Origin of the sequence: Novosphingobium ovatum (assembly GCF_009909235.1) — a bacterium.
GTDB classification, from domain to species: Bacteria; Pseudomonadota; Alphaproteobacteria; order Sphingomonadales; family Sphingomonadaceae; genus Novosphingobium; species Novosphingobium ovatum.
In genome coordinates, this window is record NZ_JAAAPO010000002.1 from 504,430 (window position 1) to 523,551 (window position 19,122).

General features: G+C 63.6%; 19 protein-coding genes. 10 read left to right on the top strand and 9 right to left on the bottom strand.

Annotated elements, in window-relative coordinates; genetic code table 11:
• Positions 1–249: 249 nt before the first annotated feature.
• Genes GTZ99_RS06460 through cyoA form a run of 7 tightly spaced genes read right to left on the bottom strand, consistent with a single transcriptional unit; the run spans position 250 to position 7,020 of the window.
• Positions 250–795 (bottom strand): response regulator transcription factor, encoded by a 546-nt coding sequence (locus GTZ99_RS06460; RefSeq protein WP_161717436.1) that lies wholly within the window; start codon positions 793–795, stop codon positions 250–252.
• A complete protein-coding gene (locus GTZ99_RS06465) occupies positions 792–2,090 on the bottom strand; it encodes an ATP-binding protein (RefSeq protein ID WP_227711144.1) in 1,299 nt (432 codons plus the stop codon). Before GTZ99_RS06465 ends, GTZ99_RS06460 begins: the two co-directional genes overlap by 4 nt.
• Positions 2,087–2,842 carry an SURF1 family protein gene (locus tag GTZ99_RS06470; protein ID WP_161717437.1) on the bottom strand — a complete coding sequence of 252 codons (756 nt, stop codon included), beginning with the start codon at positions 2,840–2,842 and terminating at the stop codon, positions 2,087–2,089. Before GTZ99_RS06470 ends, GTZ99_RS06465 begins: the two co-directional genes overlap by 4 nt.
• Positions 2,842–3,228: a cytochrome o ubiquinol oxidase subunit IV gene (gene cyoD, locus GTZ99_RS06475; protein ID WP_161717438.1), complete on the bottom strand. Its 387-nt coding sequence runs from the start codon at positions 3,226–3,228 to the stop codon at positions 2,842–2,844. Before cyoD ends, GTZ99_RS06470 begins: the two co-directional genes overlap by 1 nt.
• Positions 3,228–3,842 (bottom strand): cytochrome o ubiquinol oxidase subunit III, encoded by a 615-nt coding sequence (gene cyoC / locus GTZ99_RS06480; RefSeq protein ID WP_161717439.1) that lies wholly within the window; start codon positions 3,840–3,842, stop codon positions 3,228–3,230. Before cyoC ends, cyoD begins: the two co-directional genes overlap by 1 nt.
• Entirely contained in the window at positions 3,839–5,854 is a 2,016-nt protein-coding gene (cyoB, locus tag GTZ99_RS06485) for a cytochrome o ubiquinol oxidase subunit I (protein ID WP_161717440.1), read from the bottom strand. The genes cyoC and cyoB overlap by 4 nt, the downstream gene beginning before the upstream one ends.
• Positions 5,855–5,868: 14 nt before the next feature.
• Positions 5,869–7,020, bottom strand: a complete 1,152-nt coding sequence (cyoA, locus tag GTZ99_RS06490; protein WP_161717441.1) for a ubiquinol oxidase subunit II — start codon at positions 7,018–7,020, stop codon at positions 5,869–5,871.
• Between the two features lie 229 nt (positions 7,021–7,249).
• On the opposite strand from cyoA, the gene GTZ99_RS06495 reads away from it, so the two are divergent.
• The 4 genes from GTZ99_RS06495 (at position 7,250) to GTZ99_RS06510 (ending at position 11,511) form a co-directional block, all read left to right on the top strand.
• Complete coding sequence (locus GTZ99_RS06495; protein WP_161717442.1) at positions 7,250–8,593, top strand: MFS transporter; 1,344 nt, start codon at positions 7,250–7,252, stop codon at positions 8,591–8,593.
• Between the two features lie 271 nt (positions 8,594–8,864).
• Entirely contained in the window at positions 8,865–10,478 is a 1,614-nt protein-coding gene (locus GTZ99_RS06500) for a sensor histidine kinase (RefSeq protein WP_161717443.1), read from the top strand.
• 1 nt (position 10,479) lies between these two features.
• Positions 10,480–11,181, top strand: coding sequence for a response regulator transcription factor (locus GTZ99_RS06505; RefSeq protein ID WP_161717444.1), 702 nt, complete (start codon positions 10,480–10,482; stop codon positions 11,179–11,181).
• 144 nt (positions 11,182–11,325) lie between these two features.
• Positions 11,326–11,511: a Flp family type IVb pilin gene (locus GTZ99_RS06510; protein ID WP_161717445.1), complete on the top strand. Its 186-nt coding sequence runs from the start codon at positions 11,326–11,328 to the stop codon at positions 11,509–11,511.
• 441 nt (positions 11,512–11,952) lie between these two features.
• On the opposite strand, the gene GTZ99_RS06515 is transcribed toward GTZ99_RS06510, so the two are convergent.
• Positions 11,953–12,237 carry a hypothetical protein gene (locus GTZ99_RS06515; protein ID WP_161717446.1) on the bottom strand — a complete coding sequence of 95 codons (285 nt, stop codon included), beginning with the start codon at positions 12,235–12,237 and terminating at the stop codon, positions 11,953–11,955.
• Between GTZ99_RS06515 and GTZ99_RS06520 the strand changes: the two genes are divergently transcribed.
• Together GTZ99_RS06520 and GTZ99_RS06525 are read left to right on the top strand one after the other, a co-directional pair.
• A complete protein-coding gene (locus tag GTZ99_RS06520) occupies positions 12,236–13,405 on the top strand; it encodes a hypothetical protein (RefSeq protein ID WP_161717447.1) in 1,170 nt (389 codons plus the stop codon). The two genes, GTZ99_RS06515 and GTZ99_RS06520, sit on opposite strands and share 2 nt — an antisense overlap.
• Positions 13,402–14,808: a cytochrome P450 gene (locus tag GTZ99_RS06525; protein WP_161717448.1), complete on the top strand. Its 1,407-nt coding sequence runs from the start codon at positions 13,402–13,404 to the stop codon at positions 14,806–14,808. Before GTZ99_RS06520 ends, GTZ99_RS06525 begins: the two co-directional genes overlap by 4 nt.
• Before the next feature lie 3 nt (positions 14,809–14,811).
• Here the strand turns inward: GTZ99_RS06525 and GTZ99_RS06530 are convergent, their stop codons facing one another.
• Positions 14,812–15,189, bottom strand: a complete 378-nt coding sequence (locus GTZ99_RS06530) for a PilZ domain-containing protein (protein ID WP_161717449.1) — start codon at positions 15,187–15,189, stop codon at positions 14,812–14,814.
• Between the two features lie 223 nt (positions 15,190–15,412).
• On the opposite strand from GTZ99_RS06530, the gene GTZ99_RS06535 reads away from it, so the two are divergent.
• From GTZ99_RS06535 to GTZ99_RS06550, 4 genes are all read left to right on the top strand, one after another.
• Positions 15,413–15,724 (top strand): FtsB family cell division protein, encoded by a 312-nt coding sequence (locus tag GTZ99_RS06535; RefSeq protein WP_161717450.1) that lies wholly within the window; start codon positions 15,413–15,415, stop codon positions 15,722–15,724.
• A 197-nt stretch (positions 15,725–15,921) separates the two neighbouring features.
• Positions 15,922–16,986 (top strand): pyruvate dehydrogenase (acetyl-transferring) E1 component subunit alpha, encoded by a 1,065-nt coding sequence (gene pdhA, locus GTZ99_RS06540; protein ID WP_320076650.1) that lies wholly within the window; start codon positions 15,922–15,924, stop codon positions 16,984–16,986.
• Between the two features lies 1 nt (position 16,987).
• Positions 16,988–18,331 carry a pyruvate dehydrogenase complex E1 component subunit beta gene (locus GTZ99_RS06545; RefSeq protein WP_161717452.1) on the top strand — a complete coding sequence of 448 codons (1,344 nt, stop codon included), beginning with the start codon at positions 16,988–16,990 and terminating at the stop codon, positions 18,329–18,331.
• 129 nt (positions 18,332–18,460) lie between these two features.
• Entirely contained in the window at positions 18,461–19,108 is a 648-nt protein-coding gene (locus GTZ99_RS06550) for a hypothetical protein (protein ID WP_161717453.1), read from the top strand.
• The last annotated feature ends 14 nt before the right edge of the window (positions 19,109–19,122 follow it).

Genomic DNA, 19,122 nt, shown 5'->3' on the forward strand with positions numbered 1-19,122 from the left:
GCGGGGGCCCTTTGCAATCCCCGTCATGGTGGCGTTGGGTTGGCCTTTCGGTCTTGGTGAAGGGCGATAGCTAGTGGATTGAAAGCCTGCGGCGCTGGTTAGCGCTGTCTGGCGCCGCAGGCCTTTAAACACCCCGTGACTTTGGGCGCCACGTAGAGGGCTGGCGCCCACATGGCCATTAATGGGATTGCAAAGGGCGTAACGCCCTTTGCCCGCCGGAGGCAAAACACCTCCAACCAACCCCCAACCTCACTTCACCTGCTGCTTCTCCAGCTTGCGCGCCAGGGTGCGGCGGTGCATCCCCAGCCGCCGCGCGGCCTCCGAGATGTTGAAATTGCATTCGGCCAGGGTGGTGTGGATATATTCCCATTCCACCGTTTTGATGCTGGTCTTGCGGCCTTCGACGGGGACGTGGGCGTTGCCCTCGCGCTTGCCAAAGGCCTCCTCGATATCGTCGGTGTTGGCGGGCTTGGCCAGATAATGCGCCGCGCCCAGCTTGATCGCCTCGACCGCGGTGGCGATGCTGGCAAAGCCGGTGAGGACCACGATGCAGATGTCCGGATCTGCCTCATGCAGCATTTGCACACAGGTCAGCCCGCTTTCCGTGCCCAGTTTCAGGTCAACGACAGCATATTGGAACTGCGTGGTTTTCAGCAATTCGGCCAGTTCGCCGGGACTGGTGCACAACAGCACCTCGTAGTCGCGGCGTTCGAACGATCGGCGCAGCGTGCGGCCAAAGGCGGGATCATCCTCGACGATGACCAGATGCGGCAGGCGTTCAGTAGGGGCGGTCATTGTGCTTTCTTGCCCTGAAAAACCAGTGCTGACAAAGGGATAGTCAGACGGACCAGCGCACCGCCTTCGGGCAGGTTGGCGACATCAACCCGTCCCCCCAGCTTGCGCAGGACATTGACTACCAGAAACAGGCCCAGCCCGCCACCATCGCGTCCCTTGGTCGACATGTACGGGCGGCCAAATCCGCCGATCATCTCGGGCGAAAAGCCGGGGCCGTGGTCGATCACGTCCAGCACCAAAGCATCGGCGCGGCGCTGGGCGGAAAACTCGATGCCGGTGGGGCTGACCTCCAGCGCGTTGTCCACCACATTGCCGATCACCTGTCGCAGCGCGGGGTCGGACACGATCTGCACATCTGGGCCAAATTCGTCGATCAGACAAATCGGGGCGCTGGTGCGCGCCTGCCAGTCGGCCACGATGTCGCGCAGGAAACCGCGCAAGGTGGTGACTTCGGGGTTTTCGCCCCGGATTTCGCCTGCCGACATCAGGATGCCGCTGACGATGCGCTTGCAGCGCTGCAACTCGGTCTGCATGACGGTGACGTCATCGGCCAGATCGGCATCGGCCTTGATCGCCTTGTGCCGTGCCCAATCGCCCAGAATGACCGACATGCTGGCCATCGGCGTGCCCAGTTCATGCGCCGCGCCGCTGGCCAACAGGCCCATGCGAATGATGTGGTGTTCTTCGGCCGCCTGTTGCCGCAATGCCGCCAACAGCGCGTCGCTGGCGCGGTGATTGGCGTCCATCCGCACGACAAAGATCACCAGCAGCGCCGCAATCAGCAGGAAACACGCCAGATGTCCCATCAGCAGCAATGACTCCGCCGAACCGGGCGGCAGGCCCAGCGGGCGGAAATTGAACGTCAGGAATGTCACATCCGCCGCCGCCGCCAAGGCGACGATCCAGCTCCAGCGGGGGTGCAACAGCACCGCCCCGATGACGATCTGGACCAGAAACAGAAAAATGAACGGATTGGTGATCCCGCCGGTAAAGAACAACTGCCATGACAGCGCCTCGACGTCGATCATCAGCGCGCCCAGCAGTTCCAGATAGGAATAGCCCTGACGGTTACGCCCCAGCACCAGCGTTGCCAGATTGACCAGCGCCAGCAGGAAGGGAACGATCAGCAATTGCGTCAGCGGCAGCCGCACCCCCGGAATGGACGAAACCACCGCGATCGCCAGCAATTGCCCCACCACCGCCAGCCAGCGCAATTGCACCAGCAGCGCCATGTTGTTGGCGCTGGCCGGTGCGATATCGGCGTCAAATGGAGCGATGGCGCGAGCGGCCTTCATGATGGATCAGTGTCCTGTAACAGCGCGGGGCGGCGCATCACCAGCCATATCGCGCCCAGACTGCCCAGGCACAACAGGAACCATGTGATCGCATATTGCAGATGGTTGTTTGCAAATTGCACCACGGTCAAGCCCGGAACGGGGGCTTTGGGGCTGACGGGTGTTTCGGTCTGGACATCGACGAACCACGCCGCCGAGCCCGTGATCCCACGCGCCGCGCTCATGCCCGTCAGGTCGCGATAGTACCAGCGGTCCTGCCCCGGGTCATTGGCGCGCAACCATGTGCGGCCCGGCTCGGCCCGGCGCAACAACCCGATAACGGAAACCGGCACGGCGGGCATCGCGGCGGCCACCGCGTCCCGGCGGGATCCATTGGGCACAAAGCCCCGGTTGACCCACACCATCCGACCATCACCCAGCCGCAAGGGCGTCATCACCCAATAGCCATTGCCCAGATCGGTCAGTGCCGCCACCAGCACGGTGCCTTCGGGCACATAGGCACCGTTCAGCGACACCCGGCGGTATTCCATCGCCCGCACCGCGTCATCGGTTGGGGCAAAGGGCAGGGTGGTGGCGGGCACCGGCTCGGCCTTCAGGCCCGCCTCCACCCGCGCGACAAGATCGCGTTTCCAGCCCAGCCGCTGGACCTGCCAACCGCCCAGCGCGCCAAACACCGCCGCACATAGCAGAAGAGCGGCCACCGGAATGATCCGGCGCCGCCCCTTCTGCTTCCCGAAGGAAGGCTGGCTCATCAGCCCATGCCATCCATCTTAGGCATGGCGGGCATCATGTTGTGGTTCAGGTGGAACATCACCCACAGCGTACCAGCCAGAATGATCGCCACCAGCAGGATGGTGAACAGCAGCGCCATCAGGTTCCAGCCGTCCTCGACCTTGCCGCTCATGTGCAGGAAGTAGACCATGTGCACCACCACCTGCACGGCGGCGAAAGCGGTGATGACCAGGCCGGTGGTCTGCTTGTCGGCGATAACGCCCGACATCACCAGCCAGAACGGGATCGCCGTCAGCACCACCGACAGGAGGAAGCCGATGACATATTCACGCAGCGAAACGTGAATGGCCGGGCCGTGGCCATGGTCATCGTGACCATGGCCGTGATCGTGAGACGAGTTGGCCATCAGCGCAGCACTCCCATCAGATAGACAAAGGTGAAGACGCCGATCCACACGACGTCAAGGAAGTGCCAGAACATCGACAGGCACATCACGCGACGCTGGTTGGCGGCGGTCAGGCCATGCTTGGCCAGTTGCACCATCAGCGTCACCAGCCAGATCGTGCCGAACGTCACGTGCAGACCGTGCGTGCCCACCAGCGTAAAGAACGCCGAGAGGAACGCGCTGCGCTGCGGGCCGGCGCCTTCGTGGATCAGGTGGTTGAACTCATAGAGTTCGATGCCCAGAAAGGTCGCGCCGAACAGGCCGGTCACCGCCAGCCACAGCAGCACGGCGTTCTTCTTGCCGTTCTGCATGGCGATCATGGCAAAGCCATAGGTGATCGAGCTGAACAGCAGCATCGCCGTGTTCACCGCCACCAGCGGCAGGTCGAACAGCGCCTTTGGCCCTGGCCCACCGGCGTAATTGCCGCCCAACACACCAAAGGTGGCGAACAGCATGCCAAAGATGAGGCAGTCGCTCATCAGGTAGAGCCAGAAGCCCAGCATGGTGCTGCCGCCTTCTGGGTGGTCGTGCTCGTGCAGGTCGTAATACTGACCCGTCAGTTCAGCCGTGCTCATGCGTCGGCTCCCTTGTTAAGCGCGGCCAGCTGGGCCGTGCGCGCGGCTTCCACCTCGGCGATATGCTCGGCCGGGATGTGGAAGGTGCGGTCATAGTTGAACGTATGGACGATCGCGGTGAGCACCAGACCCACCAGTGCGGCAACAGCCAGCCACCAGATCTGCCAGATCAGCGCAAAGCCGCAAACCGTGGCAATGCCCGCCAGCACGATACCGGCCCAGGTCGAACGCGGCATCAGGATCGGGCGGAAGCCATCAACCGGACGGGCAACGCCCTTCTTCTTGATGTCGGCCCATGCGTCCAGATCGTGGATCTTGGGGGTGAAGGCAAAGTTGTACTCGGGCGGGGGCGAGGAGGTGGCCCATTCCAGCGTGCGGCCGTTCCACAGGTCGCCGCTTTCGTCCTTGTACTCTTCGCGCTTCCAGATCGAGACCGCGAACTGCACCAGCATCGCGCCGATACCGGCGGCGATCAGCAGCGCGCCCAGGAAAGCGATGCCATACCAGATCTGCAGCGAGGGGTCATCGAACACGCGCATACGACGCGTCACGCCCATCAGGCCCAGGATGTACAGCGGGGTAAAGGCAACCCAGAAACCGACAACCCAGCACCAGAACGAAACCTTGCCCCAGAACTCGTTCAGCTTGTAACCGAACGCCTTGGGCCACCAGTAGTTGATCGCGGCGAACACGCCGAACACCACGCCGCCGATGATGACGTTGTGGAAGTGGGCGATCAGGAACACCGAGTTGTGCAGCACAAAGTCAGCCGGGGGAACGGCCATCATCACGCCGGTCATGCCGCCGATGACGAAGGTCAGCATGAAGGCGACAGTCCACATCATCGGCAGCTCATACCGGATGCGGCCGCGGTACATGGTGAACAGCCAGTTGAACATCTTGGCGCCGGTGGGGATCGAGATCACCATCGTCGTGATGCCAAAGAACGAGTTCACGGACGCGCCCGAACCCATGGTGAAGAAGTGGTGCAGCCAGACGATGTACGACAGGATGCCGATGACGACGGTGGCGTACACCATCGAGGAATAGCCAAACAGGCGCTTGGAACAGAAGGTCGAGACGACTTCCGAGAACACGCCGAAGATCGGCAGGACCAGAATATAGACCTCGGGGTGGCCCCAGATCCAGATCAGGTTGACGTACAGCATCGCGCTGCCGCCAAAGTCGTTGGTGAAGAAATTGGTGTGGAAGGTGCGGTCAAGGCCCAGCAGCGCCAGAACCACCGTCAGCACCGGGAACGAGATCACGATCAGCACGTTGGTGATCAGCGCGGTCCAGGTGAACACAGGCATGCGCATCAAGGTCATGCCCGGCGCGCGCAGCTTGATGATCGTGGCGATCAGGTTGACGCCCGAAAGCGTGGTGCCGACACCGGCCACCTGCAGTGACCAGATATAATAGTCCACACCGACATCAGGGCTGTATGCCAAGCCCGACAAGGGCGGATAGGCCAGCCAGCCGGTACGGGCGAACTCACCAATGAACAGCGAGGCCATCACCAGCACCGCGCCGCCCACCGTCATCCAGAACGAGAAGTTGTTCAGGAACGGGAAGGACACGTCGCGCGCGCCGATCTGCAACGGCACGATGTAGTTCATCAGGCCGGTGACAAAGGGCATCGCCACAAAGAAGATCATGATGACGCCGTGCGCGGTGAACACCTGATCAAAGTGGTGCGAGTTGAGATAGCCGTCCGAGCCGTTGAAGCCCAGCACCTGTTGCGAGCGGATCATGATCGCATCGGCAAAGCCGCGCAGGAACATGACCAGACCCAGCACCATATACATGATGCCGATCTTCTTGTGATCGACGCTGGTGAACCACTCCTTCCAGAGGTAGCCCCACAGCTTGAAATAGGTGAGCGCGGCCACCAGGGCGAGACCGCCCAGGCAGACCATGACGAATGTGCCGATAACGATCGGCTCATGCGGGATCGCGTCCAGGCCCAATCGGCCCAGCAGCGGTGTCCAGTTCTGATGTGTGGAAATCATGAGTGGTCAGCCAATCACGAAAGAGGGGTGGGGCGCACGGGCGCGGCCATGGTCAGCTTGCCCTTGGCCGGGGCGGGCGCCTGCAACAGGGTGGGCACCGCGCACAGTTCACGCACATAGGCGCGCGAACGGCCATCGCGGGGCAGGTCACGGCCGGCGATCAGCGGGTTGACGCTTTCACGGCCATACTTGTCATAGGTCAGCGCGGCGACGTTATAGGCGCCTTCCTTGCCCAGACCGCCCTTGGCATCGATCGCCATCATCTCGCTCAGGCACATTTTGCCGGGGCGGACGCACAGGTTGACGATCTTGTCGAACAGGTCGGCCGACACGGCGGCATAGCGACGCACGGGATCGGCTACGGTGGGCTGTTCCAGCTGCATGTAATTGGCAGTGTCCAGCGTACCGCCCTTGCTGCTGCGCACGCCATCGGCCCACTTGTCAAAGTCGGCGGCGTTCAGGCCCAGCGTCTTGAAACGCATCTGCGAGAAGCCCGAACCCGAATAGTTGGCCGAGAAGCCGGTGTATTCGCCTTCCTTGTTCAGGACGGCGTGCAGCTTGCTGGTCATGCCGGGCATGGCATAGATCTGGCCAGCCAGAGCGGGCACGTAGAACGAGTTCATCACCGTCGAGGAGGTGATGTGGAAAGTCACCGGGCGGTCAACCGGCAGCGCCAGTTCATTGACGGTGGCGATCTTCTGTTCGGGATAGATGAACAGCCACTTCCAGTCGAGCGCGACGACCTGAATGTCCAGCGGCTTGGTGCCGGCCGGGATCGGCTTGCCCTCGGCGATGCGGTCCAGCGGGCGGAAGGGGTCCAGCATGTGGGTGCCCACCCACGTGACCGAGCCCAGCGCGATGATGATCAGCAGCGGCGCCGACCAGATCACCAGCTCCAACTGGGTCGAGTGGTGCCATTCCGGGTCATAGGTGGCGTCCTGATTGCCGGCGCGGTAACGCCAGGCAAACAAAACAGTCAGCGCCATGACCGGGACAATGATCAACAACATCAGCACGGTGGCCACGACCACCAGATGCGCCTGCTGTTGGGCGATGTCGCCAGCCGGATGCAGAACGACCGGATTACAGGCGGTTAGCGCGAACAGGCTGGCAATGGCGCCATACCTGGCCACGCGGCGAAGGGGGGTTATGGGTGACGGTTGCATGACGCCCGCGCGTAGTGTGCACATGCAGCACGCGCGATAGGACATATTGTCCCATCAATTTGATTGTCATCATTGCGGTTTTGAGGCAGCTTGATTCCCGGAAAGCCGAAACACTGACCGCCCTTTCCCACGGGATTGAGAAGCGGGCAGGAACGGATTTTCTGGGAACATAACAAAAGCCGGGTCGTTCCTGCGGGAATACACCGGTAATACAATGGGATGCCGTTAAATGACCACCGTCTCGCAAGGGGTGGCTGGCGTGGTCGCAACCGATCATGCGGGTCAAACCCACAAAGTGTCCCCGGGGGAAATCGCCATTGGCGTGATCATCGGACGTACCTCGGAATTTTTTGACTTTTTCGTCTATGCCATCGCGTCGGTGCTGGTGTTCCCGAAATTCTTCTTCCCCTTTGTCGATCCGATGACAGGGACGCTCTATTCCTTCGCGATTTTCCCGCTGGCGTTCATCGCGCGCCCGCTGGGTTCGTTTGTCTTCATGTCGATCGACCGCCTGTACGGGCGCGCGGCCAAGCTGGCGATTGCGCTGTTCCTGCTGGGCGGGTCCACGGCGGCGATCGCTTTCCTGCCGGGCTATGAAACGCTGGGCGTGACGGCGATCTACCTGCTGGCGGTGTTCCGTCTGGGTCAGGGCTTTGCGCTGGGCGGTAGCTGGGATGGTCTGGCCTCGCTGCTGGCGCTCAACGCGCCGCGTGAACGCCGGGGCTGGTATGCGATGATCCCCCAATTGGGGGCGCCGCTGGGCCTGATCGTGGCCAGCGCGATGTTCGCCTTTTTCGTCGCCGCTCTGCCCGAAGGTGACTTCCTCAGCTGGGGCTGGCGCTTCCCGTTCCTTGTGGCCTTTGCCATCAACGTCGTGGCGTTGTTCTCGCGGCTGCGGCTGGTGGAATCGCCCGAATTCGTCCGCCTGTTCGAAAGCCGCGATTTGCAGCCCGAACCGCCAATGGTGACCATCCGTCAGGAAGGCCGGACCATCCTGATCGGCGCGCTGGCGCCGCTGGCTTCCTTCGCGCTGTTCCACATGGTGACGGTGTTCCCGCTTTCGTGGGTCTATTTGAACACGCCGGAGCGCCCGGCCTCGTTCCTGATCATCGAATGCGGCGCGGCAATGATCGGCACGGCGGCGATCTTTGTCTCGGGCCATCTGGCTGATCGCGTCGGGCGCCGCATGGTGCTGGGCGTGTCGGCGGCAGCGATCGCGGCTTTCAGCGGCTTTGCCCCGCAGATGCTGGCGATGGGCACGCTGGGCGAAATGGCGTTCATGATCATCGGCTTTGCCGTGCTGGGCGTGTCGTTTGGCCAGTCGTCGGGAGCGGTCGCCTCCAGCTTCTCCAGCCAGCACCGCTATACCGGATCGGCGCTGACCAGCGACATCGCGTGGCTGGTGGGGGCGGCTTTTGCCCCGCTGATCGCGCTGAAACTGTCGCATGAATACGGGCTGATCGCATCGGGCGCCTATCTGCTCTCGGGCGCGGCGGCTACGCTGCTGGCGCTGTATCTGAACCGCGAACTGGCGGGCAACCGCAACGCGATGTCACCGATGTCGATCGCCTGATCCGCATTTCCCGTTTTTTCCGCGCGGGCATCAGGGTGGAGCCCGCGCAGGTGGGGCCGAAAGGGGCGTAAAGGGTAACCTTTGCGTCCCTTTTTGGTGTGCGCGCGTGGCTGTTTATATGGACATTTGATGAAGGTCGGGATTGCGCGGGGGGGCGTGCTGGTGAATAGAAGTCAGGCATCGGGCAGTTCTGCACCGATCGGAGGTATTGGGCGGCTTCGGGCATGGTGACGACATATTGGCGACGGGGCCATAGGCGAGGAGGGCGCTGATGCCCTCGACGGTCATTCCCGAGCCCGAGATCCTGATCCCGCCCACGCCCCGCGCCAAGGGGTGGCGCGCGCCTTTGGCAGCGCTGGCCTCGATAGTGCATGCAGGTGAGGTGGTCCACCCGCTGGTGCCCACCGGCAAGGAGCGGCCTCTATCCTTCCTGCGGCGGTTGGTGCAGTCGCAATTGCTGCTGCTGCTGTTCTTCGAACTGAACATCATTTCGCGCATCTGGCTGACCGAAGGCTATTCGGCGCTGATCCTGGTGCTGGGCATCACCTTGATCGGGGCCCTGTATGGCATGGCGCTGGCGATTGGCTCGGCCATTCTGGGGGCGCTGGCGTTTGACTATTTCATTTCGGCGCCCACGTTCATCTTCACCATCTCGCAGGTCAAACATTTTGCCCCGCCGGTGATTTTCACGCTGGCCGCGTTGGTGTCGGGCTGGCTGTCGGGCCGCCTGCGTGACCAGACACAGCGCACCATGCGCAGCAATCGCCAATTGGAAAGCCTGTTTGCCGTCAGCCGCGATCTGCAGCGCGCCAGCGGGCCCGAGGACGTCTATCGCGTCATGCACGCCACGCTGTTGCGCCAGTTCCCTGAAACCGGCGGGCGGGCGATGGGGGTGTACCGCCCCGATCACGGCACCATGCAGCCGCTGGGCAATAGCCCGGCGTTGCCGATGTGGCTGGATCTGGCGCGTCAGGCATTGGCAGGTGGCCGTGAACTGGCGCGCGGTGGCGGTATTTCGGCCTGTTTGCTGGACACCGGCGGCGGCTGCAATGGCGTCATTTTGGTGTCCGACGATCCCGAACCGCTGGACCCGGCCTATCTGCTGGCGCTGGGGCGCATGGTGGCGCTGGCGCTGGAACGCATCGATCTGGCCGATGATCTGGCCGAGGTGCTGGCCAAGGCGCGCGCCGATGCGCTGCGCTCCTCGCTGCTGGCCTCGGTCAGCCACGATTTGCGCACGCCACTGACGGTGATCAACACGGCGGCCTCGACGTTGCTGTCGTTTGGCGGCACCTTCGATGCGGAAACCTCGCGCGGGTTGCTGACCGACATCGTCGAGGAGGCCGAGCGGCTGAACCATCTGACCACCAACCTGTTGCAGATGACCCGCCTGCAATCGCAGGACATCGGTCTGCGCATGGCCGATCTGTCGGTGTCCGAAGTGGTGCGCCGCGTCGTGGCACATGGCGGGCGTCTGGCACCGGGGCGCGACATCCGCTTTTCGCTGGAGGGCGCCGACATGACGGTGCGGGTGGACACGACGCTGTTTGATCTGGCGCTGACCAATGTGCTGCACAACGCGTTGCGCTATAGCCAGCCGCCCAGCTCGGTGGACATCGCCTGCCGCCGCGATGGTGACGATTGTGTCATCACCATCACCGATCAGGGCATCGGCATTCCCCCCGCCCAGATCGAACGGGTGTTCGACCGGTTCTATCGCGTCCAGCGCGAGGATGGTGGCACGCGCGGCTCGGGTTTGGGGCTGGCGATCGCCAAGGGTTTTGTGGAAGCATCGGGCGGGGCGATCTCGGCGCAGTCGCCGGTGGCCGACGGCCACGGCACGCGCATGACGATCCGCCTGCCGCTGACAGCAATCGAGGACTGACATGACGACTGGCCATATCCTGTTGGTGGACGATGAACCGGGCATCGCGCGCGCCCTGACGCCGGCTTTGCGCGCCATTGGGCACGAAGTCACGGTGGCGCAGGACGGCAACGCCGCCATCGCCCAGATGATGCTGAACAGCCATGACGTGGTGCTGCTGGATCTGGGCTTGCCGGATATGGACGGCAAAGAGGTGATCAGCAAAATTCGCCAACGCACCAACACGCCGATCATCGTCATTTCCGCCCGCCATCAGGAAGAGGAAAAGATCGCCGCGCTGGACGTGGGGGCGGATGATTATGTCGACAAGCCCTTTGTGCTGGGCGAATTGCTGGCCCGCGTGCGCGCCGCGCTGCGCCGCCGCCATGGACAGCGCAAAACCGTGACGCATTTTGACGGCGGCTGGTTGCAGATCGACTATGCCACGCGCGAGGTGCGGGTGGGCGGTGATCTGGTCAAGCTGAGCCCCAAGGAATACAACCTGTTGCGCATGTTGGCCGAAAACGCTGGGCAGGTGGTGACGCAACGGCGCTTGCTGGCGGCGGGCTGGGGCCGGTCAGAGGCTGATCCCCAATATCTGCGCGTCTATGTCGGCATGTTGCGGCAAAAGCTGGAGCGCGGTCAGGACGGGGTATCGGCGATCGCGACCGAACCGGGGGTGGGCTATCGTTTGGTGATCGACACGGTACAGGACGAAGCATAGGCGCTGCCGCCGCCGCGTGCGGCGGGCATTGATGCTAAACGGTAAATCGCAATTTCCTGTCTCTGGTTAGCGCTTCGTTAGGGAATAATGGGTAAGTAAAAGCCCTAGTCCTGTGTGGGGTGCAGACTGACTGGGGATTTTGTGATGACCAAAATTGTGTTGCGGAACCTGTGGCGCGATGAAACTGGCGCGACGGCGATTGAATATGGCTTGATTGCCGCGCTTTTGGGCGTGGCGCTGGTGACAGCGATGACCGGGCTGGGTAACCAGATGAAGACGACGTTCAACAACACGTCGAGCGCGATGAGCGGCGCCAACGCGGCTGCCTGACAAGGCGGCGAGCGGGCTGCTGCCTGATGGCGGGGCCCTGAGCCGCGCGTGACGGCGCATTGGCCTGATCTGGAGCACTACATGCAACGGGACGGGGATGAAGCCGGGTGGCGCTTGCGCTGCCCGGCTTTCGCGCGTAGCGCCAAGGCGTCAGGCCCGCCCCACGCGCGCCCCGCCTGTTGGGTGTCGGGCGGCAATCAATCATGCGGGGCAAATCATTGCCACATGTGTGATCCATCCAAGCAGGTCGAAAAACCAGGCCGCCTCATCAATCGCTTGGGGTAGTGATGGCGAAAGCGGCCCGACAGGTTGGTACGGACCGTTAACGGGTTCGTCTGTTCTGTTATTCGAGGCAACGCCGATTTACCGCCCATGCCGCAACGCAGCACCTAAAAATGTCGCAAAACCTGCTAAAAATACTGCATGCTTGGCACACGTGACCTAATATCGCGGGAACAGTTTACGCACCAGTTGGCCACGCCACAGCCCCGCGTGATAGTTGAAGAAGAACCAGCCAAACGTCCGTGTAAAGGCCAAAACCACGGGCGCCAGCGGATCTCCCTGCGCCCGCATGTGGCGATACAGCGCCAGATCCGCCGCGCGTCGCGCGCGACCATCGCCGCCGCCATTGATGCCATAGGCGTTGTCGTGACGCTTGCACCCTTGGTTGCGGTTGTACTTGCCGCTGTTCATGAACAGACAATACTGACGGTCGGAGTTGCTCATGTCACCGACCCTTTGCCAAATACCCCCTCTGTTCAAGCGCAAGATCTTCTATCTTGGCGGTTTTGACCCGCGTGGCGGGCGTTTTTACCATGGCTTGCACCAACAGGTGCTGGACGCGCAGGCGCCCGATTGGCCCGAGGGGCGGTTGATTTTGTCCCCGCGTCAGCGCCGGGGGGCCGATGTCAATTGGACCGTTACGGATCAAGCCGGCAGCCTGTTGGCCGACACCACCTGTCTGGGCTGGGACGATATCGTGCGCGATCATTGGCCGCGCGGGGCGCTGGCCGTGGGGTGGCGGATATTGCGCGCCCATGCCCACATGCTGCGGCAACTGGATTTTGCCCAGATGCGGCGCTGGCCGCGCGGATCGTGGATCGGGCTGTTCGGGCCGGTGGGGATGTTGCTGCTGGGGCCGGTGTTGCTGGGCCTTGGCGCGGCGGGGCTGGCGGGCGGGCTGTGGGGCCTTTGGGCCGGGCTGGGCGCGGGCGTGGGGCTGGGCGCGGGCGCGGCTTGGACGGCGGCGCGGCGAACCCATGCGCTGTGGCAAATGCGCTTTGTCCTGTTCAACGATGATCTGGCGCGCGCCGGCCCCGATGCGGCGCTGGACGCGCGGCTGACCCATGCGGCGGGGCTGATCGCCGAAGCGCTGGCGCAGGACTGGGACGAGGTGGTGCTGATCTCGCATTCCAACGGGACTGAGTTGGCCGTCCCGGTGCTGGCGCGGTTGGGCGCGCGGCTGGAGGGGGCGGTGCCGGACCGGTTTGGCATGGTGACCTATGGCAGCTGCGTGCAATTGCTGGCCTGTCGGCGCGATGCGGCATGGTTCGCGCGGGACCTGGATGCGGTGGCGCGGCTGGGGGTGCGCTGGGTGGATGTGGCCTCGCCGGCTGATGGGGCCTGTGTTGCGCTGGTGCCCCCGGCGCAGGGCCGCCCGGTGGAAGCGCCCGCCGGGCTGATCCAGCGCTCGCCCCGGTGGCATCTGTTTGCCGACGCGGCCACGCGGGCGGCGCGGCGGCGCGACCGTTTTGCGCAACATTTCGACTATTTGCGGCGGATGCAAAGGGCTTCACCGCTGGACTATGTGGCGATCACCTGTGCGCGGCGGACCTTGGCGCAGGCGGTGGCCGCGTTTGATGCCTGTGGTCCCACGATGGAGGCGGCGCAATGAGTGAATGTCCATGGCACGCGCCCCGCGATGCCGCGCAGCAAACCCCGCCGTTCGAACCGCCCTGGCCGCGCCCGCATGACCGCAAGCCGGGGCTGTGGGCGCGCTTCCGGCTGGGCTGGCACAGTTGGGTACATACGCTGTGCGCGCGGGCCTATGGCATGAAGATGGGCGAGACGCGGCTGCCGCGTCTGGCGATGTTCATGGTCAACGAATTGCCGCTGGTGCATCGTGTGCTGGACGATGCCGAGGGCGACTTTCCCAAACACTGGCTGCTGGACGATCTGTTGCGGCCGTTGATCGGGCAGGGGGTGTTTGTCGCCAATGGTGCCGAATGGCAGCGGCAAAGGGCGATGATCAACCCGGCCTTTGTCCATACCAACATGGCGCGCGCGTTCCCGGTGATGATGGCCGCGGCGCAGGATCTGGTGGCGCGGTTGAAGGCCATGGACCTGTCGCGGCCGGTGGATGTCGATCCGCTGATGACGCATGTGGCGGCCGATGTGATCTTTCGCACGCTGTTTTCCCGCGCGCTGACCGGGGCAGAGGCTATGGTCATCCACCGCGCCTTCACCGCCTATCAGGCCCATGCGCAAAGGGCGACGACATTGGGCCTGTATGGCCTGCCGCGCATGGGTTTTGGCGCGCTGGCCCGGCGGCAGGCGGCGCGCATCCGGGGCGTGTTCGCGCCGATCATCGCCGCACGGATGGCTGCGCGGGCACAGGGGGTGGCGCATGTGCCGCCCGATCTGCTGGACAGCCTGTTGGCCGCGCGTGACCCCAAAACCGGGCAGGGCTTTGACGAAAGCACGTTGATCGATCAGGTGGCGGTGCTGTTTCTGGCGGGGCATGAGACAACGGCGTCGGCGCTGGCGTGGTCGCTGTATCTGTTGGCCGAGGTGCCGGTGTGGCAGGACCGTCTGCGCGACGAAATGGCGCAGGTGACAGGTGGCGCGTCGCTGGCCCATGGGCATTTGCGGGGGATGGAGGCGATGCGCAACGTCTTTCGCGAGAGTTTGCGCCTGTACCCGCCGGTCAGTTTTCTGCCGCGTGTGGCGACCCACGCCATCGCCATCCGGGACAAGGCGATCGTGCCGGGCGACATGATCGTGGCCGCGCCGTGGCTGGTGCATCGCAACCCACAGCATTGGGCACTGCCCCATGCTTTTGACCCCGACCGTTTCACCACGCCGCAGGGCATCGAGAGCGCCCGTCAGGCGTGGATCCCCTTTGGCCGGGGACCGCGTGTGTGCGTGGGGGCGGGCTTTGCCACGCAGGAGGCGCAGGTGGTGCTGGCCGCGGTGCTGCGCACGTTCCGGCTGGAGGCGGCGCGGCCGCCCGATCTGGTCAGCCGGCTAACGCTGCGGCCGCGCGGCGGGGTGTGGCTGCGGTTCGCGCCGTTATAGCGGTCAGATCAGCCGCGCGCGGCGCGGGTCGATCTCTTGCGGGCGTTCCAGCACGCCCACCGGGCCACGCTGGTAATAGTCGCGCGTGTCGACGCCGGTCACGGGTTGGCGCGCCAGTTGCGGGTCGATCGTGGTGCCCAGCGCCAGGCCAAAGCGGTTGCCCTGTACCCATGCGACCACGCCCGTCACCACGCCGATGTTGCGCAGATCCACCGCCACCGCATCGCCGTGGAACACCCGCATGTCGCCTTCGGCCATCAGCCCTTCAGGGGACAGGTTGCGCACGCGGATGCGCGCCGATTGACCGCTGCCCAGATGTTGGCACTGTGCCATCAGGTACAGGCTGTCGCGGGTGTGGCGGCGGATGTCGGGTGTGGTCATCATGCGTCTGCTTGGGCTGGTGGGGTGGCCGCTCGGCCGGCTGAAAACAGGTGTACGGCAAAGAGCGGAAATCCGCCCTGAATCAGCACCCTCGGCGGAATACATAGAACAAATCGGGAAAGTGGACAGCGCGCCCGCGCCGAGTCGTTTTTTCGTCAGGAAAGTTGCAAGCGCATTTCGCTTTGCTCTTGAAATAAGTGGCCGATCGTGATTCCCTGCGGGCATGCGACACACCCGCGAACAACCGATCCTTGCCCGTGAAACCGTCATTCGTGGCCTTGCGCTGTGTTTCCTGCTGGTGACACTGGCGTGGGTGGTGGCCGGGCCCAGCGGCCTGCTGGCCTGGGGGGAGGCGCGTCAGTCGCTGGAGCAGCGTCAGGCCGAAATTATCCGCCTGACGAAAGCGCGGGACGAATGGCGCAATCGTGTTGCGCTGCTGGATCAGCGCGCGCCCGATCCTGACTTGTCGAGCGAGTTGTTGCGCAAGAATCTGAACGTCGCCCATCCCGACGAAGTCATCATGATCGTGCGCTGAAACGCAACGTGGTTGCCCTGTCCGCGCAGGCCGTGCCATAGGAAGCGCTGTCCGCCCTGCGAAACGATCATTCGAAACGTGGGATGGCCATTATAAAATCGTATGTGAAGGTTTTCGGCTGGTCAAACTGGCCTTATAGACCGTTTTTGCATTCGTGGTAATTCGGGGAACTCGTCTTGGCCAAAACTGGCAAACCTATCGCTGCGGACACGGCCGCAGCATCGACCGCCGCAAACGGCGGGAATGACCAGCTCCACGCGCTTCAGGCCGCCTATGAGGCCAACCGGCGCTATGCAGCCTCTGACGAGGAATTGCTGCATTTCTATGAGCAGATGGTCCTGATTCGCCGGTTCGAGGAAAAGGCGGGCCAGTTGTATGGTCTGGGCCTGATTGGTGGCTTCTGCCACCTGTATATCGGTCAGGAAGCGGTGGCGGTCGGCATCCAGTCGGCGTTGCAGGAAGGTCACGACAGCGTGATCACCGGCTATCGCGACCACGGCCACATGCTGGCATATGGTATTGATCCCAACGTGATCATGGCCGAACTGACCGGCCGCGAGGCGGGCATCAGCCGTGGCAAGGGCGGCTCGATGCACATGTTCAGCACCGAGAAGAAGTTCTATGGCGGCCACGGCATCGTCGGCGCGCAGGTGTCGCTGGGGGCCGGTCTGGCCTTTGCGCACAAGTACAACGAGGATGGCGGCCTGTGCGTTGCCTATTTCGGTGACGGCGCGGCCAACCAGGGTCAGGTCTATGAGAGCTTCAACATGGCTGCTCTTTGGAACCTGCCGATCATTTTCGTGGTTGAAAACAATCAGTACGCGATGGGCACGGCCGTGGGCCGCTCGTCTGCGGAAACCCATTTCCACCGTCGTGGCGCGGCCTTCACCATTCCGGGCATGAACGTCAACGGCATGGACGTGCTCGAAGTGCGCGCCGCCGCCAATGTCGCGGTGGAATATGTGCGCGCGGGCAATGGTCCGGTGCTGATGGAACTCAACACCTACCGCTATCGTGGCCACTCGATGTCGGACCCTGCCAAGTATCGCAGCCGCGAGGAAGTGCAGGACGTGCGTGAAAACCGCGACCCGATCGAGGGTGCCAAGGCCGAACTGCTGGCCCGTGGCGTGCCGGAGGACAAGCTGAAGGACATCGAAAAGCGTATCCGCGCGATCTGCACGCAAGCCGCTGATTTCGCGGAAAGCTCACCCGAACCGGATATGAGCGAATTGTATACCGACGTTCTGGTGGGGAGCTATTGAGATGGCAATCGAACTGAAGATGCCGGCCCTCTCGCCCACGATGGAAGAAGGCAAGCTGGCCAAGTGGCTGGTCAAGGTGGGTGACGAGGTCAAGTCGGGCGATATCCTGGCGGAAATCGAAACCGACAAGGCGACGATGGAATTCGAGGCGGTGGATGAAGGCACCGTCGGCGCGCTGCTGGTGGCCGAGGGCACCGAAGGCGTCAAGGTTGGCACCGTGATCGCGCTGATCGGTGGTGAGGGTGAGGCCGCCGTGCCTGCCGCTGCTCCGGTGGCAGCGCCCGTGACGGCTTCGGCTGCCCCTGTGGCGGCGCCGGTTGCGGCCGCGCGTCCGGCCGATCCGGTCGTGCCGCATGGCACCAACATGAAGACCAGCACCGTGCGCGAAGCACTGCGCGATGCCATGGCCGAGGAAATGCGCCGTGACCCGCGCGTCTTTGTGATGGGCGAAGAAGTCGCGCAATATCAAGGCGCTTACAAGGTGACGCAGGGCCTGCTGGACGAGTTCGGCCCCAAGCGCGTGATTGATACGCCGATCACCGAATATGGCTTTGCCGGTATCGGTGCGGGCGCGGCGATGGGCGGTCTGCGCCCCATTGTCGAGTTCATGACGTTCAACTTTGCCATGCAGGCGATTGACCACATCATCAACTCGGCGGCCAAGACGAACTATATGTCGGGTGGTCAGATGCGCTGCCCGGTGGTGTTCCGTGGTCCCAACGGTGCGGCGGCGCGCGTGGGTGCGCAGCACTCGCAGAACTATGCGCCTTGGTATGCCAACGTGCCGGGCCTGATCGTGATCGCGCCTTATGACGCAAGCGATGCCAAGGGCCTGTTGAAGGCGGCGATCCGTAGCGAGGATCCCGTTGTTTTCCTTGAGAATGAGCTGGTTTACGGCCGCACCTTCGAACTGCCCGAACTGGATGACCACGTCCTGCCGATTGGCAAGGCGCGGATCATGCGTGAGGGTAAGGACGTGACGATCGTGTCCTACTCGATCGGCGTGGGTCTGGCGCTGGAAGCGGCCGAGACGCTGGCCGCGCAGGGCATCGATGCCGAAGTTATCGACCTGCGCACGCTGCGCCCGCTGGACAAGGCTACGGTGCTGGAATCGCTGGCGAAAACCAACCGCCTGATCGTCGCCGAAGAGGGTTGGCCGACCTGCTCGATCGCTTCGGAAATCGCGACGATCTGCATGGAGGAAGGTTTCGACCATCTGGACGCGCCGGTGATCCGCGTGTGCAACGAGGACGTGCCGCAGCCCTATGCGCTGAACCTGGAAAAGGCGACCGTGATCGATGCCCCGCGCATCGTCGCCGCCGCCAAGAAGGTGTGCTATCGCTAAGCACGCCCAACGCCCGCCATTTTGTTGTCAATGATAGCATTATGGTGGCGTTATAATGGTCACAAGGGCGTCGTCGGGGAACCGGCGGCGCCCTTTGCCTTTTGGCGGGTTGCGGGGTAAGGGGCGGGCATGTTTGCTGACCTGATCGATACGCTGCCGCCGCCTTGGCGCCTTGCCCTGTCCTATGCCCCCGGCCCGGTGAAGGAGCGCTGGCTGACGCTGTTGGCTTTGGATGAGCGGTTGGGGGGTGTTGCCCGCCCGGTGCTGATCGGTGGGCGCGAACCGATCATGGCGCAAATCCGTTTGGCATGGTGGCGCGACCGCCTGCGTGAACCGGCGGCGCAATGGCCCAAGGGTGAGCCGCTGTTGGCGGCGCTGGCGTGCTGGGATGATGGGCATGGGGCGTTGGGCGCGCTGGTGGATGGGTGGGAGGCCTTGCTGGCCGACCGACCGTTGAACATGACCACCGTGGCGCAATTTGTCGCCGGGCGTCAGGCGGCCTGTGCCGCGCTGGCGGGTGGTTCGGACGATGCGCTGGCCACCATGGCGCGGGGCTGGGCGCTAGGCGATCTGATCCCGCTGTTGGCCGCGCCCGAAGAGCAGGCGATGCTGGCGCAGATGACCGCCGCGCAGCCCGCCCGCCTGCCGCGCCTGTCGCGCGCGATGCGGCCGCTGGTGGTGCTGGCCGGGCTGGCCCAGCGGGTGCAAAAGGGCGGAAAACTGGACAATTTCGGCGCGTTTGCCGCGTCGATCCGGCTTGGCCTTTTCGGCACTTAGTTTACCATCCGTAG

What these genes read in the sequence shown, in the direction of transcription:
- GTZ99_RS06460 (WP_161717436.1), bottom strand. Translation starts at nt 795, where the DNA reads ATGACCGCCCCTACTGAACGCCTGCCGCATCTGGTCATCGTCGAGGAT.
- GTZ99_RS06465 (WP_227711144.1), bottom strand. Translation starts at nt 2,090, where the DNA reads ATGAAGGCCGCTCGCGCCATCGCTCCATTTGACGCCGATATCGCACCG.
- GTZ99_RS06470 (WP_161717437.1), bottom strand. Translation starts at nt 2,842, where the DNA reads ATGAGCCAGCCTTCCTTCGGGAAGCAGAAGGGGCGGCGCCGGATCATT.
- cyoD (WP_161717438.1), bottom strand. Translation starts at nt 3,228, where the DNA reads ATGGCCAACTCGTCTCACGATCACGGCCATGGTCACGATGACCATGGC.
- cyoC (WP_161717439.1), bottom strand. Translation starts at nt 3,842, where the DNA reads ATGAGCACGGCTGAACTGACGGGTCAGTATTACGACCTGCACGAGCAC.
- cyoB (WP_161717440.1), bottom strand. Translation starts at nt 5,854, where the DNA reads ATGATTTCCACACATCAGAACTGGACACCGCTGCTGGGCCGATTGGGC.
- cyoA (WP_161717441.1), bottom strand. Translation starts at nt 7,020, where the DNA reads ATGCAACCGTCACCCATAACCCCCCTTCGCCGCGTGGCCAGGTATGGC.
- GTZ99_RS06495 (WP_161717442.1), top strand. Translation starts at nt 7,250, where the DNA reads ATGACCACCGTCTCGCAAGGGGTGGCTGGCGTGGTCGCAACCGATCAT.
- GTZ99_RS06500 (WP_161717443.1), top strand. Translation starts at nt 8,865, where the DNA reads ATGCCCTCGACGGTCATTCCCGAGCCCGAGATCCTGATCCCGCCCACG.
- GTZ99_RS06505 (WP_161717444.1), top strand. Translation starts at nt 10,480, where the DNA reads ATGACGACTGGCCATATCCTGTTGGTGGACGATGAACCGGGCATCGCG.
- GTZ99_RS06510 (WP_161717445.1), top strand. Translation starts at nt 11,326, where the DNA reads ATGACCAAAATTGTGTTGCGGAACCTGTGGCGCGATGAAACTGGCGCG.
- GTZ99_RS06520 (WP_161717447.1), top strand. Translation starts at nt 12,236, where the DNA reads ATGTCACCGACCCTTTGCCAAATACCCCCTCTGTTCAAGCGCAAGATC.
- GTZ99_RS06515 (WP_161717446.1), bottom strand. Translation starts at nt 12,237, where the DNA reads ATGAGCAACTCCGACCGTCAGTATTGTCTGTTCATGAACAGCGGCAAG.
- GTZ99_RS06525 (WP_161717448.1), top strand. Translation starts at nt 13,402, where the DNA reads ATGAGTGAATGTCCATGGCACGCGCCCCGCGATGCCGCGCAGCAAACC.
- GTZ99_RS06530 (WP_161717449.1), bottom strand. Translation starts at nt 15,189, where the DNA reads ATGACCACACCCGACATCCGCCGCCACACCCGCGACAGCCTGTACCTG.
- GTZ99_RS06535 (WP_161717450.1), top strand. Translation starts at nt 15,413, where the DNA reads ATGCGACACACCCGCGAACAACCGATCCTTGCCCGTGAAACCGTCATT.
- GTZ99_RS06545 (WP_161717452.1), top strand. Translation starts at nt 16,988, where the DNA reads ATGGCAATCGAACTGAAGATGCCGGCCCTCTCGCCCACGATGGAAGAA.
- GTZ99_RS06550 (WP_161717453.1), top strand. Translation starts at nt 18,461, where the DNA reads ATGTTTGCTGACCTGATCGATACGCTGCCGCCGCCTTGGCGCCTTGCC.